The 17,232-nt window shown below is 52.9% G+C and carries 16 protein-coding genes; 3 read left to right on the top strand and 13 right to left on the bottom strand.

The features are described from left to right. Positions 1 to 61 precede the first annotated feature (61 nt). Positions 62 to 751, bottom strand: coding sequence for a retropepsin-like aspartic protease (locus B2A78_RS16265; RefSeq protein ID WP_077731059.1), 690 nt, complete (start codon positions 749 to 751; stop codon positions 62 to 64). A 338-nt stretch (positions 752 to 1,089) separates the two neighbouring features. Between B2A78_RS16265 and B2A78_RS16260 the strand changes: the two genes are divergently transcribed. Next, on the top strand, positions 1,090 to 3,414 hold the full coding sequence (locus B2A78_RS16260) for a dynamin family protein (protein ID WP_077731058.1): 2,325 nt from the start codon (positions 1,090 to 1,092) through the stop codon (positions 3,412 to 3,414). Positions 3,415 to 3,635: 221 nt separating this feature from the next. Here the strand turns inward: B2A78_RS16260 and B2A78_RS16255 are convergent, their stop codons facing one another. From B2A78_RS16255 to tkt, 4 genes are all read right to left on the bottom strand, one after another. Then, complete coding sequence (locus tag B2A78_RS16255; RefSeq protein WP_077731057.1) at positions 3,636 to 4,514, bottom strand: phosphoribulokinase; 879 nt, start codon at positions 4,512 to 4,514, stop codon at positions 3,636 to 3,638. Positions 4,515 to 4,551: 37 nt separating this feature from the next. Beyond that, on the bottom strand, positions 4,552 to 5,331 hold the full coding sequence (locus B2A78_RS16250; protein WP_077731056.1) for an HAD-IA family hydrolase: 780 nt from the start codon (positions 5,329 to 5,331) through the stop codon (positions 4,552 to 4,554). Positions 5,332 to 5,334: 3 nt separating this feature from the next. Then, positions 5,335 to 6,399, bottom strand: coding sequence for a class II fructose-bisphosphate aldolase (fba, locus tag B2A78_RS16245; protein WP_077731055.1), 1,065 nt, complete (start codon positions 6,397 to 6,399; stop codon positions 5,335 to 5,337). A gap of 198 nt (positions 6,400 to 6,597) precedes the next feature. Next, complete coding sequence (gene tkt, locus B2A78_RS16240; protein WP_276205402.1) at positions 6,598 to 8,625, bottom strand: transketolase; 2,028 nt, start codon at positions 8,623 to 8,625, stop codon at positions 6,598 to 6,600. Between the two features lie 464 nt (positions 8,626 to 9,089). Between tkt and B2A78_RS16235 the strand changes: the two genes are divergently transcribed. Continuing rightward, positions 9,090 to 10,076 carry a transaldolase gene (locus tag B2A78_RS16235; protein WP_077731067.1) on the top strand — a complete coding sequence of 329 codons (987 nt, stop codon included), beginning with the start codon at positions 9,090 to 9,092 and terminating at the stop codon, positions 10,074 to 10,076. A gap of 426 nt (positions 10,077 to 10,502) precedes the next feature. Beyond that, positions 10,503 to 10,994, top strand: a complete 492-nt coding sequence (locus tag B2A78_RS25725) for a hypothetical protein (RefSeq protein ID WP_168175453.1) — start codon at positions 10,503 to 10,505, stop codon at positions 10,992 to 10,994. A 629-nt stretch (positions 10,995 to 11,623) separates the two neighbouring features. Here B2A78_RS25725 and hxlB read toward each other — a convergent pair. The 8 genes from hxlB to B2A78_RS16195 form a co-directional block, all read right to left on the bottom strand. After that, positions 11,624 to 12,157 carry a 6-phospho-3-hexuloisomerase gene (gene hxlB / locus B2A78_RS16230; RefSeq protein ID WP_077731053.1) on the bottom strand — a complete coding sequence of 178 codons (534 nt, stop codon included), beginning with the start codon at positions 12,155 to 12,157 and terminating at the stop codon, positions 11,624 to 11,626. A gap of 11 nt (positions 12,158 to 12,168) precedes the next feature. Then, positions 12,169 to 12,810: a 3-hexulose-6-phosphate synthase gene (gene hxlA, locus B2A78_RS16225; protein WP_077731052.1), complete on the bottom strand. Its 642-nt coding sequence runs from the start codon at positions 12,808 to 12,810 to the stop codon at positions 12,169 to 12,171. A 343-nt stretch (positions 12,811 to 13,153) separates the two neighbouring features. Continuing rightward, positions 13,154 to 13,729: a hypothetical protein gene (locus B2A78_RS16220; protein ID WP_077731051.1), complete on the bottom strand. Its 576-nt coding sequence runs from the start codon at positions 13,727 to 13,729 to the stop codon at positions 13,154 to 13,156. 355 nt (positions 13,730 to 14,084) lie between these two features. Further along, positions 14,085 to 14,846, bottom strand: coding sequence for a 3-deoxy-manno-octulosonate cytidylyltransferase (kdsB, locus tag B2A78_RS16215; RefSeq protein ID WP_077731050.1), 762 nt, complete (start codon positions 14,844 to 14,846; stop codon positions 14,085 to 14,087). Between the two features lie 10 nt (positions 14,847 to 14,856). After that, positions 14,857 to 15,045 (bottom strand): Trm112 family protein, encoded by a 189-nt coding sequence (locus B2A78_RS16210; RefSeq protein WP_077731049.1) that lies wholly within the window; start codon positions 15,043 to 15,045, stop codon positions 14,857 to 14,859. Further along, a complete protein-coding gene (gene lpxK, locus B2A78_RS16205) occupies positions 15,026 to 16,036 on the bottom strand; it encodes a tetraacyldisaccharide 4'-kinase (RefSeq protein ID WP_077731048.1) in 1,011 nt (336 codons plus the stop codon). Before lpxK ends, B2A78_RS16210 begins: the two co-directional genes overlap by 20 nt. A gap of 13 nt (positions 16,037 to 16,049) precedes the next feature. Further along, a complete protein-coding gene (locus B2A78_RS16200) occupies positions 16,050 to 16,472 on the bottom strand; it encodes a biopolymer transporter ExbD (protein ID WP_077731047.1) in 423 nt (140 codons plus the stop codon). Positions 16,473 to 16,478: 6 nt separating this feature from the next. Then, on the bottom strand, positions 16,479 to 17,096 hold the full coding sequence (locus tag B2A78_RS16195) for a MotA/TolQ/ExbB proton channel family protein (RefSeq protein ID WP_077731046.1): 618 nt from the start codon (positions 17,094 to 17,096) through the stop codon (positions 16,479 to 16,481). Positions 17,097 to 17,232: the final 136 nt, after the last annotated feature.

Raw genomic sequence — 17,232 nt, 5'->3', positions numbered from 1 at the left:
GTAATTCGTACCGCCGTTCGGCTGGATCTCGGGACGTCTTCCATACCCTGCGTAAGAGAGGTCATTTCGCAAGCAGAATCAGTTCATTCTCTGCTTCGTCCAAAGTCACGCGGAAACGGCTCAAAAAGCTCATTCCCAAAAGCTTCGCACCGCGGAGACGGTCGTCCGGAAAAAAAGCGACCGGCACGGCTGCAGCCGAAACGGGTCCCACCCGAACCGATTCTAGGATACCGGCTTTAATCGGCACAATATCGTTCGCGGTATGACTGACTCCCGGCTGAAGGGCTTCGGGAACGAAACCCAGTTCGCTTGCCATCGATTCCGGCAAAGCAAGCGTCGAGGCTCCGGTGTCGACGATCAAAGTAACCGGAAAAGCCACGCCGTTTGGTCCTACCAACACCGTTTCGACCTGATGATGGGGGCCGAGCCGCGTCGTTTTGATGGTGGCGTTAAAGGCGCGCGTTTGCGCCGGCATTTTCGCGCTGGTGATCAACAGCCGGTCAACCGCTCCGGGCCGATCACTCATGAGGACGTAGTTGTAATCTTCGAGAAGCATCCTGAGCCGGGTCGGCAGGTCGCCCGCCGCATTTCGCGCAGATTCGGGTCCTAGGCGATCGAGCCCTTGCACGACAAATCCGTGTTCGGCCGCTAACGTTTCCAGCTGGGTGCGCAGAGTTTCCGCTTCGGCCCATGTCGGTGATATGCCGATCAGAAGCATTCCTAAGAAAAACCGGCGTAGACGTCTTACCATGAATTTCCTCATGCAATCATGCTCTCACTGAAACCGTCTTCGACCACGATCCAGGTCCGTTGATCCGGAAAGCCGTACGCCGAACTCGTCGTCCGCCGTTTGGAGCCGCCTTCTTGTGGTAGGCAGGGGTTTTTTGTCCGTCATTGGAACGACCTTACGGAAATTCCCGGAATGCGTTGCGGCGGCAAGTCGATCGATTTTAGCCGCTAAGGTCTGCGTAACATAAATGGTAATATATTCCGTTAATTGACCATGGTCTTATGGCTCGGCCTTTACCACTGTCGGCAGCTTAAACCTAAAATATCGCTGGCACCTAAAAATAATCAGGAAACCTACGGATGAAAGAGTCGGATTACAGCAATTACGTCAAAGCATTCACACGCCTGTTCGAAGCCTACGACGCCGCCGCGCCATATTTAGGAGTCACCGACGATTTCAAATATTATGTCAACCGCAAGCGCACTTGGTTGGAACGGCTCAAATCGCCGGAATTTCCGGTGGCGTTTCTGGGTGCATTCTCGGCCGGCAAGAGCACCATCATCAACGCCGTGCTGGGCGACGATATCTTGCCCCAGGCAACCAAGTCTTTCACCGCCATTCCCACGCTGATCCGTAAAGGGCGCGCTAATCGGGCCGTTATCCATTACCTCAACGAAAGCGCCCGAGACGAGCTGAAAAACCTGTATCTCGAAGAGTTGTCCAAGGAGTTGCGCAAGAGCAGCGATACTTACCGAAAGCTGAGCAAAGGCGAATTGCTGGGCACATTGGCAAAGGATATCGAACAGTACAAAAACCAATTCGGCTCGTTCAACAAGCAAAAATTCTTCGATGAGTTGAAAACCTTGATCGAAGGCTGGAATAAACTCAACGGATCGGTCAAAGAAATCGCTCTGGCGGAGTTGCCGAGCTATGTCACCGAAGATTACGAGGACGTGCTGTTCGTAGATCAGGCAGAAGTCTTCCTCACCGATGTCAGCATCCCCGAAAACGTCGTTCTCGTCGACTTGCCCGGATTAGGCGTGGTCAATCCTCGCCACCGCAAGGTGACCAAATCGTACGTCGAAAACGACGCCAAGGCGTTCGTCATCGCCATGAAGGTGTTTCACCTGCTGGAAGGCGAAGAGATCGAGCTGTTGGCCGAAATCCACAGCCAACGCAAGCGCGTGCTGCAGCGCGCCTTTTGGGCGATCAATCAGTGGGACGTGCTGAGCAGTCAGCAGAAAAAGGAAGAGTTGGCGAACTTCGCGCAAAAAATCGATCATTACGGGTTTCATATCGCCAAGGACCGTGTGTTTCGGGTATCGGCGCTTAATTACCTGCTGCTGAAACTGATTCAGGAAGGCCGGCTGGAAAAGAGCGGCAGTATCCGCGAACATGTAGATGCTCTTCAGAAAGCCATCGGCAAAATACCTGAACGAAACGAGGCTGAAGGTTTTATCAAGTCGCTGGACGAAGCCAAGAATTTCGCCGCATTCCGCAGCAGTCTGTTCGAGTATTTAGCTCACACCGCCAAAGCCGAATTCCTGGACGAAGCGCGCAGCGAATATGTCGATCTGGCCAAGCGACTGCGGGAACGCTTGGAACCGCTGTATCAAAACTACAAAAACAAAAGCGATGACAGTATGAAAAGCACCTTTATCGCCGGCGAATTATCGCGCCGCCAGGACGAAGTCCTGCGGCACCTTCGTACCACCGTGGAGGAACACATCAAGGTACTGCGTACCGAGGTACTGCCGGAATTTGTATTCTGGCGTGATGAAGACCGAGAGCAACTGGGCGAACAAATCGTCAACGCCATCGACACCTTGGATCGCAAAGCGCTCAAGAACGAACTGCTCAAAGGCCTGGATCTGCATAGCGTCGTCAGCCGACTGCCGCATAAAATCGAGGAAAACCTTCACATTCAGCATACATTCCGCAGTCAGTTGCAACACCTCTTGGAGGAGCAGATCGTACGCCGTTATCTCTTGCGCCTGCTAGACGGGATTTCTTCCAACGAGGCGCTGCCGGATGAGGTGCTTACGGTTCTAAGTGACCGTTTGAGCGGCCGCGATATGGTTAACCGGCTGAAGGGTATGTGTGACGTGTTCCTGTTCGAGTACGGCGGTGTCATCGACGAACTCGGACGTACCATTATGGCTAAGGAGGCAGACGAGTCCGTCCAGAACAAAGAAGACATCGTGGAATTAGTTCAGAAGAATGCCGACCGCGCCCTGGAAATCGCAAAGAGCGCGCGCCTGCTCGGACCTGACGCGGGTGTCAAGCAAATGCTGGCTTTAGGGGTGGACAAACTGACGAGCATTTACCGAGCCCTTACGGAAACCCAGCCGATATCGCCCGTGACTGCAGGTCAATCCGACGAAATCGATCGTGCCCTCGAGTGCTATAAGATCGGCTTGCTCGATTACACACGCAAGCAACAACGTCAAATCAACAAATTCGCGCGCCGCGGCATAAAAAACTATTTCGAGGAATTGGAAGAGGATTTGCTGACCTATTTCGAATCTGTCAAGGACGAGATAGCCAAAACGATCATGAAACAGCTCAATACCGATATCGACGCCGAATTGAATTCCGAACTGCAAAAGCAGAAAGTGATCAAGGATGCTTATCAGGTCGTGACGACTGCCGTCAGCCAAGGTCGAAGAAGCGCCGACAGTTGAACCGAGACCGCGGACTATCAGTCTTCCGTCGGCTTGCTTTATTTTCCTATTGAGTTGTTTTTCATCGCAGCTGCGGCGTGACGCACGCCAAACATGTAGACCGGAGAAAGCCGCCGTAGGTCGGTAACCCCTTACCGACAAGTAGACCTATTCATGGAAACCTTAACGTGTAGCGTCCGCCATACCAATGCTACATAAATCCAGAAAGATTCCAGCAGCCTTTACGCTTTTTTACGCTCGTCCATCAGACGCTCCATGATCGGCCGGAATATGATTTCCATCGCCAGGCCCATTTTCCCCCCGGGAATAACGATAGAATTGTGTCGGGACATGAAGGACTTATGAATCATCTGCAGCAGATACTCGAAATCGATGTCGAACTTCGTTGGATCTCTGAAGCGGATGATCACAACGCTTTCATCCGGCGTCGGAATATCGCGCGCGATGAAGGGATTTGAAGTATCCACCAAGGGAACTCGCTGAAAATTGATATCGGTACGAGAAAACTGCGGCGTAATCACCTTCACGTAATCCTCCATCCGCCTGAGGATGGTATCGGTGATGTCTTCCGGATTGTAGCCAAACAGAGAGTTATCCCGATGGATTTTCTGAATCCATTCCAAATTGACGATGGGAACGACGCCGACGAGCAGATCGGTATATTTCGCGACATCGAGGGTCTCGGTCTTGACCGCGCCGTGTAACCCCTCGTAGAACATCAGGTCGCTCCCACGAGGTGCTTTCTCCCATGGTGTGAAAGTCCCAACTTGGTAGCCGCCGTGCTTTTTCCCCTCTTCCTCGCTGCCAATATAGTACCGACGCTTAGCCGAGCCGGTTTCCCCATATATCTTGAAGGTCCTTTCCAGCTCGTCCAGGATATTGGCCTCAATCGAGAAATGACTGAAGTATTTTCCTTCTTGCTGCGCCTGGGTAATTCGTTCATGCATTTCGAGGAGGGTGTATCGATAAAAGCTATCACCCTCAATCATGAGAGGCTTTAATCCCAGCCGAAAAAAAATGTGCTCAAAAGACTTCTTTACAGTTGTCGTACCCGCACCGGACGAGCCGGTGATGGCAATGACAGGGTGCTTTTTCGACATGGAGGACTCCTCAAGGAACCGCGAGTTTATTGTTGCTTTATGGTTTTTCGCGAGTCCAGCGTTCAAATAATCGCCTGAGAACGTCAATATCGACCAGACTGAACGCTTCCGAAGGAGCTTCGCTCAGGCACGTCAAAGGCTGTTCCGGCTCTCCGAGGTGATCTATTACCAGTACTGCCCCGGTAAAATCCTGACCGGAGGTGTAGTCGTTGACGGTAATCAGAGTCGGAATGCCAGCTCCGAGCGACGCTCGCAAGCCGTTTTCCGAATCCTCAAATGCAAGGCAATCCTCAGCCTTCAAGCCTAATTTCGTCAGCACGTACTCATAGATATCGGATGCCGGTTTCTTGTTCGAAACGATATCGCCTGCAGCGATCACTTCGAACCAATCCGGTGCGTCGGTATCGAGAGACGCCGCCAGCAAGGCTTCGACGTTTTCCGCAGACGCGGTCGTCGCGATAGCCAGCCGTAATCCTGCGGCCCTGGCTTCCTTGATCAAGCGAATGATACCCGGCCTAGCCGGAATTCCTTCCCTGTTCAGCAGGTCGATATAATGGCGCGTCTTCGTGGCGTGCAGGTTCTCGATGAATTGGCTTAGTTCGCCCTCGCCGCAGGGGATCTCAGGGTGATAACTGGCTATGAAATGGCGGATGCGCTCCTTGCCGCCAGCAACAGTCAATAACTCGCCATACAGGGCTTCGTCCCAAACCCAATTCAAACGAGCTTCGGCGAAAGCTCGATTGAATGCGACGCGGTGACCTTGGCGTTCGGTATCCACCAGTGTGCCATCCACGTCGAAAATAAGGGCTTTGAACACGGTCTAAGTGACGACCGGATCCAATTCTCCCTTGCTGTACCGCTTGTTCATCTCTTCCAAACTGATGACTTTGATCTTCGAAGCCTGGCCAGCAGCACCGAATGCTTCGTAACGGGCTGCACAAATGCTGGTCATAGCTTTTTGCGCTTCCTTGTAGACTTTGCGCGGATCGAAGTTCTTTTTGTCCTCGACCATGTACTTGCGCATAGCGCCGTACGACGCGATACGAAGATCGGTATCGATATTCACCTTGCGTACGCCATGACGAATACCTTCTACGATTTCCTCGACCGGCACACCATAGGTCTGGCCGATATCGCCGCCGTAGTTATTGATCATCGCCGCCCAGTCTTCCGGTACCGAGGAGGAGCCGTGCATGACCAAGTGGACGTTTGGAATCCTGGCGTGGATTTCTTTGACGCGGTCGATGCGTAGCACTTTGCCGGTCGGCTTCTGAGTAAATTTGTAAGCGCCGTGGCTCGTACCAATGGCAATGGCCAAGGCGTCGACCTTGGTTTTCTTGACGAAATCGGCAGCTTCGTCGGGGTCCGTCAGCAGCTGAGAATGATCCAACTCGCCTACTGCACCGTGGCCATCTTCCTCGCCCGCTTTTCCCGTTTCCAACGAGCCTAGGCAGCCCAATTCACCCTCGACGGAAACGCCGCACGCATGCGCCATATCGGCGACCTTGCGGGTGGTTTCGACGTTGTATTCATAGCTGGAAGGCGTTTTCATGTCTTCCAGCAAGGAACCATCCATCATCACCGAACTGAACCCGGACTGAATGGCACGAATGCACACGGCTGGCGAAGCACCGTGATCCTGGTGCATGCAGATCGGAATATGCGGGTACATTTCCGCCGCGGCGAGAACGAGATGGCGCAGAAACGGCTCGCCCGCATAGCTACGCGCGCCGGCGGATCCTTGCAGAATCACCGGAGCGTCGACTGCGGAAGCGGCTTCCATGATGGCCTTGACCTGCTCCATGTTATTGACATTGAACGCCGGCAGACCGTAGTTGTGCTCGGCGGCGTGATCCAACAATTGTCTTAAGGAAATGATAGCCATCGATCGACTCCTCTCGCCTCCTGATCGCCAACTTAGCGACGAAATTCAGCCAACCGACGATTTCGTCCAAGCGACTTGCTTGAACCGAGCACTGCCGGATGGCGTATGCTCCCTTTCGGCAACCGTCCGCCCGAAGGGGAGCATCCGTTGAAAATCGTCGCCAGTTAGGCCCTTTCTCAAATCTCTAGAAAATCAATCCTAGAGAATCGACTCCACCTGTTTGACAACATTTTCGACGGTAAAGCCGAACTCCTTGAATAGTAGGCCGGCCGGTGCGGATTCGCCGAAGCGGTCCAAGCCCACGATTTTGCCATTGAGTCCTACGTACTTGAACCAGCCATCACTAACACCCGCCTCGACGACGACGCGCTTGGTAACGGCAGACGGTAATACCGACTCGCGGTATGCGGCATCTTGACCGTCGAACACATTGGTCGAAACCATGGAAACCACGCGAATTTTCTTACCCTTGCCTGAAAGCTCCTCCGCCGCCTTCAACGCCAGCTCGACTTCCGAGCCCGTGGCGATGATGATCGCATCCGGCGTCCCATCAGAGTCGCGAACGACGTAACCGCCGCGCCGGATGGCGTCGATCTGCGCCGGAGTGCGAGACACGTGAGGCAGGTTCTGCCGCGAGAAGATCAGGCATGAAGGACCATCCTTGCGCTCAATTGCGGTTTTCCAAGCCACCGCCGTTTCCACCGAGTCGCACGGACGCCAGACCTGCATGTTTGGAATCATGCGCAGCGTGGCAGTTTGTTCGATCGGTTGATGTGTCGGACCATCTTCGCCCAGACCGATGGAGTCGTGGGTGTAGACATAAATCACCGATGCCTTCATGAGGGCCGACATACGCAGCGCGTTGCGTGCGTATTCGGAAAACATCAGGAAGGTCCCGCCGTAAGGTTTAAAACCGCCGTGTAAGGCGATGCCGTTCATAATCGCCGACATGCCGAACTCACGCACGCCATAGTAGACGTAATTGCCGTCGTAACCTTCTGCATTCACGTTCTTGCAGCCGGACCAGATGGTCAGGTTGGAGCCTGCAAGGTCGGCAGAGCCGCCCATGATTTCGGGCAGCAGCGGTCCGAAACCGTTAAGAGCGTTCTGCGACGCTTTTCGGCTCGCGATGGTTTCGGCTTTCTCATTAACTTTCGCGATGAAGGCTTCCGACTTCTCTGCCCAGTCGCGGGGCAACTCGCCTGCCATGCGGCGCTCGAATTCAGCAGCCAATTCCGGATACTCGCTGCGATAGTTTTCGAAGCGGTCGTTCCAGTCGGACTCGGCCTTCGCGCCGATTTCATTCGCATCCCACGCTTCATAAATTTCGGACGGGATTTCGAACGCCGGATGCGGCCAGCCGATGGTCTCACGGACCAAAGCTACTTCATCGGCACCCAATGCGGCGCCGTGGCATTCTTCCTTGCCCTGCTTATTGGGAGAGCCCCAACCGATGATCGTCTGGCAACAGATCAAAGAGGGCTTGTCGGTAACGGCGCGTGCTTCCTCGATGGCCTTCTTCACAGCCTCTGCGTCATGACCGTCGACTTTCGGGATGACGTGCCAGCCGTAGGCTTCAAAACGCTTCGGGGTATCATCCATGAACCAGCCTGGCGTGTTGCCGTGGCCGCGTACTTCACCATCGATCGAAATATTGTTGTCGTCGTAAAATGCGATCAGCTTGCCGAGCTTCATGGATCCGGCAAGCGAGCAAGCTTCGTGGGAAATGCCTTCCATCAAGCAGCCATCGCCCAAGAATGCATAAGTGTAATGATCGACGATTTTGTGGCCGGGACGGTTGAATTGGCCTGCCAGCGTACGTTCGGCCAACGCCATGCCGACCGCGTTGGTGATGCCCTGCCCCAAAGGACCGGTGGTCGTTTCAACGCCCGGTGCATAACCGTATTCCGGATGGCCCGGTGTTTTGGAGTGGAGCTGACGGAAATTTTTCAGCTCTTCGATCGGGAGGTCGTAACCGGTCAAATGCAGCAACGAGTACAAGAGCATGGAACCGTGACCGTTGGAAAGAACGAAGCGGTCGCGATCCGGCCATTTCGGGTTTGCCGGATTGTGCCGCATATAATCGTTCCACAGCACCTCGGCGATATCTGCCATTCCCATTGGCGCTCCCGGATGCCCGGAATTCGCTTTTTGTACAGCATCCATGCTCAAAGCGCGTATGGCGTTTGCTAATTCTCGACGCGAAGGCATATTTTTCTCCTTGATACTTTTTATGGTTAGCTTACGAAAGTAGGGATGGAATTTTATCAGCCTGATCGGCTTTGTCACCAGATTCGCACGAGCGTGCCGTCGGCTGATGGATTCTTCCCCCTTTGAGGTCAATCATTGACAGCTGTTGGAGCCAAAAACATTGCTCCGAGCATTATCCAAGAATCGTCCTGGACCAAAGAACGTAAATGCGTCAGGGCGCCGCTCAAGACTTGCCAGTGTATCGAAAGTCTTCTCCCAACCGATTTGGCAACGACCTGCACACGTAAGCCTGCCGTTCTTGTTAAGACGGTTTGGTTCCATGTATCCTTAGCCGGTTATTGCTGTAGCAGGCCTTAGAGTATTTCTGATCAAGCAGTTCCGTCAGAAATGCTTGTAGTGCCAAATGCAATAGTAATCGGGAGCCGGGATGTTCCCGTAGCTCTCCAGACACATATTACTTTGAAATGCAGGATTCGATTATGCCAAAGAATTTACTTGACCAACTCCGAGAAATGACGGTGGTTGTGGCCGACACCGGCGACATTCAGGCTATAGAAACCTTTAAGCCCCGAGATGCGACTACCAACCCCTCGCTCATTACCGCCGCCGCCCAAATGCCTCAGTATCAGGGCATCGTCGACGACACACTGAAAGGGGCGAGACAGACTCTGGGCAAGGATGCACAGGCATCGCAGGTAGCTTCCCTCGCTTTCGATCGGTTGGCCGTTTCCTTTGGCCTAAAAATTCTGGAAATCATCGAAGGCCGCGTTTCCACGGAAGTGGACGCAAGACTTTCTTATGATACCGAGAGCACTATAGCCAAGGCTCGCGAGATCATCGCGCAGTACGAAGCTGCGGGCATTTCAAAAGAACGCGTGCTCATCAAAATCGCTGCCACCTGGGAAGGCATACAAGCCGCCGGAGTACTGGAAAAGGAAGGCATTCATTGCAACCTGACGCTATTGTTCGGCTTGCATCAGGCGATTGCCTGCGCCGAGGCGGGCGTCACGTTGATTTCTCCCTTTGTTGGGCGAATTCTGGACTGGTATAAGAAAGATACCGGACGCCACTCTTATCCGCCCGCCGAAGATCCAGGTGTTCTTTCGGTCACCCAAATCTACAACTATTACAAGAAGTTTGGCTACAAGACGGAAGTCATGGGCGCGAGCTTCCGGAATATCGGCGAAATTACCGAGTTGGCCGGCTGTGACCTCCTGACCATTGCGCCCTCTCTGTTGTCCGAGCTACAGTCTACCGAGGACGAGCTGCCGCGGAAGTTGGATCCGCAAAAGGCCGCTAGTGCCTCGATCGACAAAATCGCTATGGACAAAGCGACTTACGACCGGATGCATGCCGAGAATCGCATGGCTTCGGAAAAGCTGTCAGAGGGTATCGACGGTTTCACCAAGGCCTTGGAAACGTTGGAAAAACTCCTTGCGACCCGACTATCCTACCTTGAGGGATAGAGGAGACTCTAACTACGCGGCTGAGAATATTTCCGGATCCGAGATCCGGAGGGCGGCCAACTTCTATGGCGATGTGGAACACGTCGACAATCTGGAAGAAGTAGTCGCTTATTCGATGCCGCGATTTTCGTGTAAGAGTTTGGGTGGAACACCGATTAAAACGTCGGCCAGACATCGTTGATTGCCGACGTTGTCCACCCTAGCAAGAAGCGACCTCGAGGAATGCGATCCTTTCAGCTCAACGGCGCGGACCAATTAATCGCTTTCTTTTCCATTGGGTCCAAACGCCCTTATCGGCGCAATAGTCCTCGACAATAGTTTTTCAAGGATCGCCAGCCCATAATCATCCGAGCGATCTGCCCTATCTTCGTTCTTCCTGCCTTGTTAGACCAATATGCGCCACTTGCATTGAGTCAACCAAGAAAGATGCCCAAAACTGGTCGTTTATATATTGACATGGTTCAGCGAGGAAAAATTAATCAATTGGGCGGACGTGTTTTCTATTCGTTAAGTTGGAGAAGCAAAATGCCCCCTTCATTTATCCATGAATCTAAGACCCGTGTGTTACCCCGAAAATTATCGGGCACAATGGGCGTCACTCTAATCATTGCAACGTGCTTATTTTCAGCCAGTGCGTTAGCTCATGTTATTAGTGAAGAGGACCATCACGCCTTTGAGCATAAGTATGCTGATATGTGCGTGAAAAAAGAAAAAGCAAATCCGAATAGAGTCATTACAAGCGATGATTCCCCGATCATAAACCTGTGTGAATGCATAGCACAGGAAGAATCAAAGCGCCTTACGATCGATGAAGTGAAAAAATTCCTTCGCGAAAATAAGTACCCCGTATCCCTTCTCATCAAGGCGGGCCAAGCCGAGAATATATGCTCTCAAAAACTGCGACAAACCAAACAATAAGCGCTTCAGATAAAAGCGCATGCCGGCCTCAAGCATTTGCAATGCTTTGCTCGAGCTAGCTATTCCGGAATCTGTGCCGCAGCTACGCGCGAAGTTGCGCGTGCGTCAGAGCCAGGAACTGAAACGGAGCCTTTAAATTGAGACGGACTCGGATGATGAGTCCTTCATCTGTAGTCTACAGACCTGGCGGTCTGGAAAATCGGCGGCGAGGAGTATTTTTTGTGAGGCGCTATCACTACGCCCATCCGATCGGTTTCGCTGGCATCGTGAAAAGCGATATAAGCGTGCATGGTTGACGCACGTGCAGGCGCTGAAAAGCGAACAGTCTCGGCACAAGACCATTGTTCGATACGAGCTTTGCCAGGGTGCAATATCTTAACGAGCTACAAGGCCCGTCAAATACTCGCTCATGGTCTATTGAAGGGCACTACGATAGTACCGCACCCCTCAGGCATCGTGGCCGGACTTTCTTCGTAAGTTAATCCGGCCACAAGACCAAACTCGCTATCTGCGTATCAACTGTTCGGTCGCGAGCAGTTGTGTTAACACACAGCGCGTAACGATTTGATTCCCTGACATTCGACTAGGCCAATACATAATACATACATATTGGCCTTAGCCTTAAGACACTACTCCAGATTAGCGTGTCTTGTCCTCATCTCTTCTTCCGGAATTCCCTTCTCGTGAATGATGTGGGCGATCGTAGCTTCCAAGAAGATCAACGTCGATAACTCGAACGTGGTACCCATTGGCATGCCTACAACTTTGCCATACTGCTCCGCAGTGCCAATCTGGCACACGAAATCCGCCATATCGCCAATCGTTGAGCTGTTCTTTGTGGACAGCAAAACGATTTTTGCGCCCTGCTCCTTAGCACGTTTGGTGAATGCAATCATCGTCTCCGTTTCTCCGGAGCCCGAGATCACGATGAATAAATCACCCTTTCGAATGCTCGGGGTAACAATTTCACCAACTACGTATGCATCATAACCGCCGTGCATCAGTCGCATCGCAAAGAATCTTGCGACTAGTCCCGATCGACCGGCACCAGCTACAAACACTCGCGACGCCTCGTCGAGCATGCGAGTCAATTTTTCATCATAGGTGGGATCTGTGGCTCCTAAGACGCCAGAAATCTTTTCTATGATCGTTTTTTGATGCATAAGATGCCCCTTTATGCGGCGCTAGCGAGCTCGCAAATCTCACGTGCGGCATCAGCAGGCGAAGGAGCACCGTAAATTGCAGCGCCAACAACAACAATGTTTGCGCCTGCACGCGCAACCTGCTGGACGGTCGACTGCTTGATTCCACCGGCAACAGAGATTCTGACGGGCAGGTTCAGTCTGGCAATGGCTTGCAAGTCGGCAAACGGAGTTTGCCCAGCCGCCTGCGCATCAAGACCCGTGTGAACGCCAATGATATGGGCGCCAAGCCTGGCGGACTCTCTGGCACATGCTATTTTGTCCGGTACATTGATGAGATCGACTTGTACTTCTGCATTGTGCGCGTTGGCGGCCTTGATTACGCCGGCGATGGTGGGAAGACCGGACACGCCGAGAACCGTGCAGATATCGGCGCCTGCCGCATAGAAAGGCGTCGCCTCGTACTCGCCGGCGTCCATCGTTTTGAGATCGACCAAAATCAGTTTGTTCGGGTATTTCTTCCTCAATTCTCTGACCAGGCTGACTCCATTATGCTTAATGCAGGGCGTTCCGATTTCGAAGATATCCACATAAGGCGCCGCAAGGCCAGCAAGTTTCAAAGTCTGGTTGACGTCCAAAGAATCTAATGCCAATTGTATTAATGGTCTTGCCATGATAGGTACTCCAATTGTTATAGTTGATTAGATACTTATTAACTTAATCTTTATAAATGCATTCTTTAAACGCATTATTTGTTAACTCTAAAGTAGAACCGGGATAGGTGTCAACGATCCTCTGTCGCTCTCTCGTATCTATCATCGCCAGCGCGCGACACCGTGAACACATGTGCAGTTTCACGACTATGCGTCGGGACAATCGGTGGATAGCGGCGATGAATCGAAAAATGCGGGATTATTCGAGCCAGCACATAAGAGATGACTTAACCAGCTTCTGCGTCTAACGCCTGCCAAAGCCAAGTTTTGGAGGAACCTATCACTTTCGGCGATAACAGCCGTTTTATCTTGCGGTCTCTTCGAGATTTTTCAGGTACTTCGCCACCCCCGTTACGGCTGCCGCTGGTTTGGCAGCTGAAGGTAGATTTTTCAGGTATTTAGCCACGCCGGTTTCGCCCGCAGCGGCTTTGGCAGGTTCCGAAAGGGTTTTCATGTACTTTGCCACGCCGGTTTCGCCCGCTGCACCGCTCGAAACTGGCGCAGGTGCATGCTGAACAGGCTGGACATTAGATCCGGATTGTCTGCTGCTCCAGAAGATGAAACCAGCCAAGCCCAGAACGATCAAGCCGATTGGATAATTTTCCGCCAAGGGATTCTCGGCTTTTGCGGCAGCAGCACCAGAGCTGGGTTGATCGGCTGATACCGCCGTCGAGCTGCTCGAATCCTGCTTCGCCTGCATGGTTTGTACGGTTTTTGCTCGTTCCTTTGCAGCCTCAGCGTGCTTGGCGATTAAATCAGCGTCTTGGGTAATGACTACCGGCTCAAAGTCTGCTGCTGGGTATTCTGATTCCGCCATCGCCAACGGGCTGGCTAGCAGCAGCGCCGTAAGTATCGCTTTCGTCAAATTACGTTTTTTCACATCATTCTCCTAAACATCTTAAGAAATGGATGAAGACCCCCGCCAGCATGCGCTGGATGGCCACTCCTGACTTAGTATAAGGGGGCGCATCATCAAATGGAATATATGAGGCTCTTTCAATGACCTGTGAGCACAAAAGATGCGCGTTTTGATGATCAACTGAGCTCAGTAAACCATTCCGGCGAAGCCCTCCGTAGCGCTAGCTGCCCGCCGAAGAGTGAGTATACATGTGCATCACTGACTTGCATCGGGAGAAAATCCTGATCTCAGATGATGGGGCGAGTTCCGGTAAACACAGGCGCCCTCCGAGCAAGCCCGGTGATGCGGCCATGCGAAAGAAAAACACCCCATCGAACTAACGCATGGACAATAGCTGGTCGACCCGCTGTAGGTCATCCTTGGTATCAACCCCTGCTTCAGGCGCTTCCTCGATTACCCTGACCAGAATACGTTCTCCCTGCCACAAAATGCGCAGTTGCTCCAGGGCTTCGACGGCTTCCAACTCGGACGGTGGCCAGCTTACATAGCGCCGCAGAAAACCGGCCGAGTACGCGTAGATACCGATATGCCGGAGATACGGAAAGTTTTCTGGCAAAAGACTGCTGTCGCAGGAAAAACCAGCCCGATGCCAAGGGATGGGAGCCCGACTGAAATAAAGTGCGTAGCCGGTGTTATCGACCACGGCCTTAACGACATTCGGGTCGAAGACTTCTATGTGACTTTTGATGGGTGTGGCGAGCGTAGCGACCTGAGCGATACTCTGGTCGGCCAGAATCATGGCAAGCATCCTCACCAAGTTCGGCCGCATTAAGGGCTCATCGCCCTGAAGATTGACGACGATTTCGTCATCCGACCAACCCAATTGATCGGCCACCTCGGCTATTCGCTCGCTACCGCTAGTATGATCCTTTCGGGTCATCAGCGCACGTATCGGCAGATGGCTTACGGCTTCACGGATTCGTTCGTCGTCGGTGGCAACGATGACATTATCACCCGCTTCTAAGGCGCGTTCACAGACATGGACGATCATCGGACGTCCGGCTAAAGGAAGCAGAGGCTTGCCGGGCAGCCGACTTGACCCGTAGCGTGCCGGAATGACGATATTGAAGGACGGCATGGTGCAGCAGTTACGAAAGAGCGTCGTATTCTTCAAGGCTGATCTTTCGTGCCTCGTTTTCCAGCATCACCGGAATGTCATCGCGTATCGGATAAGCGAGTCTGTCCGCTTTGCAAATCAACTCCTGCTGCTCCTTCCTAAAAAGAAGTTCGCCTTTGCAAACAGGGCAGACCAGGATCTCAAGCAGTTTTCTGTCCATTGCATTTAGCCTTCAATATGGTTAACAAATTTACTCCGAACTCGGTCGGTAGCGTCGCTTCGACAGGCACATACCATAAATTCGAAGCGCCGAAAGTTCGGCATTTGATAGCGTCTTTTTCGGTCATCACGATTGGGAGGCCTTCGGCAAAACCTAAGTCTTCGACCCGATACTGATGATGATCGGGAAACTCGCGGCTGTCGAACTTCAACCCGAAGCTCCGGAGATGGCTGAAAAACCGCTGCGGATTGCCAATTCCGGCAATTGCGTAAAAAGCGCGCCCACCGAAGGATCTTAGGGGCTCTTTTACTTGTTCCTCTTGCAGATTAACGGCCACTCCGCCGTCCAGAGACATGAAATATTCACCGGGCGGAGCCTCTGCCGAATAAATTCTCAAGTCTACCGAACTCAATCGCTCGACTGGCTCCCGCAGAGGCCCTGCGGGTAGGCAGTGACCATTGCCGAATTGCCTCGCACCGTCCACTACAGCGATTTCTACGTCGCGATACAGGGCATAATGCTGTAACCCATCGTCCGACAGAATAATGTCACAGTCGGTTCTTTCTAACAGCGCTTTTGCGGCCTCGGTGCGTTTCGGGAAAACGAACACCGGGCAACCGGTTCGCCGGGCAATGAGCAGAGGCTCGTCACCTACAGCATGCACATCGGAATCTTCGGCGACTCGAACCGGCCGACGTCCGTGGGATGCTCCATAGCCGCGGCTGATGACGCCAGGTCTAAATCCATTCTCCTTAAGAAACCGAGCTAGCCAAATGACCAAAGGCGTTTTGCCGGTGCCGCCGACCGTCAAATTGCCGACCACAATTATCGGAACCGGCAAGCGGCTTATGCGTTTAAGTCCGTTTCGATATGACCAGCGGCGAAACGTAACGACCTGTCGAAATAAGGCTTCGAGCGGAATTAAGAAAGGATTTGGACGCGGCTTTTCATACCATTCCCGCTGAAACCAGCCAGCCAATTGCTTTTTCACGCGACTCGAACGACTAGGGATTTTCGGCCGCCTCGCTCTTCGCGGCGAAAGTCACATGAGTGAAACCGAGCTGGCTGGCCGCGTCTAAAACGGTAATTACGGCTTGATGGGTGGTTTTTTGATCGGCATTGATAACCAGCAACGGATTCTTATTGTCGCCCGCGGCTTCGACAATCGCCTTTTTCAAGGTTTCGATTTGCGTGTTTACCACCTGATGCTCATTGACGAAATAACGCCCTTCGGTATCGATGACGACATCTACGCCCTTTTCTTCACCTGTTGATTGACCCGTAGCTTCGGGCAGGCGGATTTGCAGTTCTGCTTCGCGGCTGAATGTCGTGGTCAGTACCAGGAAGATCAGCAGCACGATGAGCACGTCGATCATCGGGATCAGGTTGAGCTCGGGGTAGTCCCGACGCCGCGGGCGGAAATTCATTGCCGTTTATTCCTCTTCTTGACTGCTGTAAAGAGTCTCGATCAATCGCACGGCCTCCTCTTCCATGCGCACGGCGAAGTCGATCACTCGCCCCTGAAAATATCGATAGAAAATAAGGCTCGGAATGGCAACCGCCAGGCCGGCAGCCGTGGCAATGAGGATTTCCGATATGCCGCCGGCGAGTTTGGTGGGATTCCCGATACCGCTCGCCATGGAAAACGTGGAAAAGACCTTGATCATACCCAGGACGCTGCCCAATAACCCCAGGTAAGGCGACACGGATGCGATAGTGCCCAAGGTGTTCAAGTATCGTTCGAGATCGTGGATCACCTGGCGTCCTGCCTGCTCGATACTTTCCCTCACCACCTCGCGCCCTTGCGAATAGTTCACGAGCCCTGCGGCAAGGACCGCGCCGAGCGGGGAGTTCGCCTTCAATCTGCGAATGTAGGCGGTATCCAGCCGATTTTTCCGATATTGATTCCATACTTCCGGAACGAGCTGCGGCGGGATAATACGGGTTGCACGCAAGGTCCAGAAGCGCTCCAGTATGATGGCTAAAGCCAAAATCGAACAGGCAATGATGGGCACCATGACCCATCCGCCCGCCTTAATTATTTCGAACATCGTCGATTATCCCCAACATTAGTCAGCCAACCATTTTAGTCGATCGGCTTGAAACCGGCAGTCCGTTAACATCACGGACAAGGTAAGCAGGACGCCGAATCGGGCACCTTCTGAGTCTTCGAGTCATCCGACGTTC

Source organism: Methylocaldum sp. 14B (genome assembly GCF_002005105.1).
Taxonomy (GTDB): Bacteria; Pseudomonadota; Gammaproteobacteria; order Methylococcales; family Methylococcaceae; genus Methylocaldum.
Note: the sequence above shows the minus strand (reverse complement) of the source record. Positions and strands in the feature narration are given on the sequence as shown.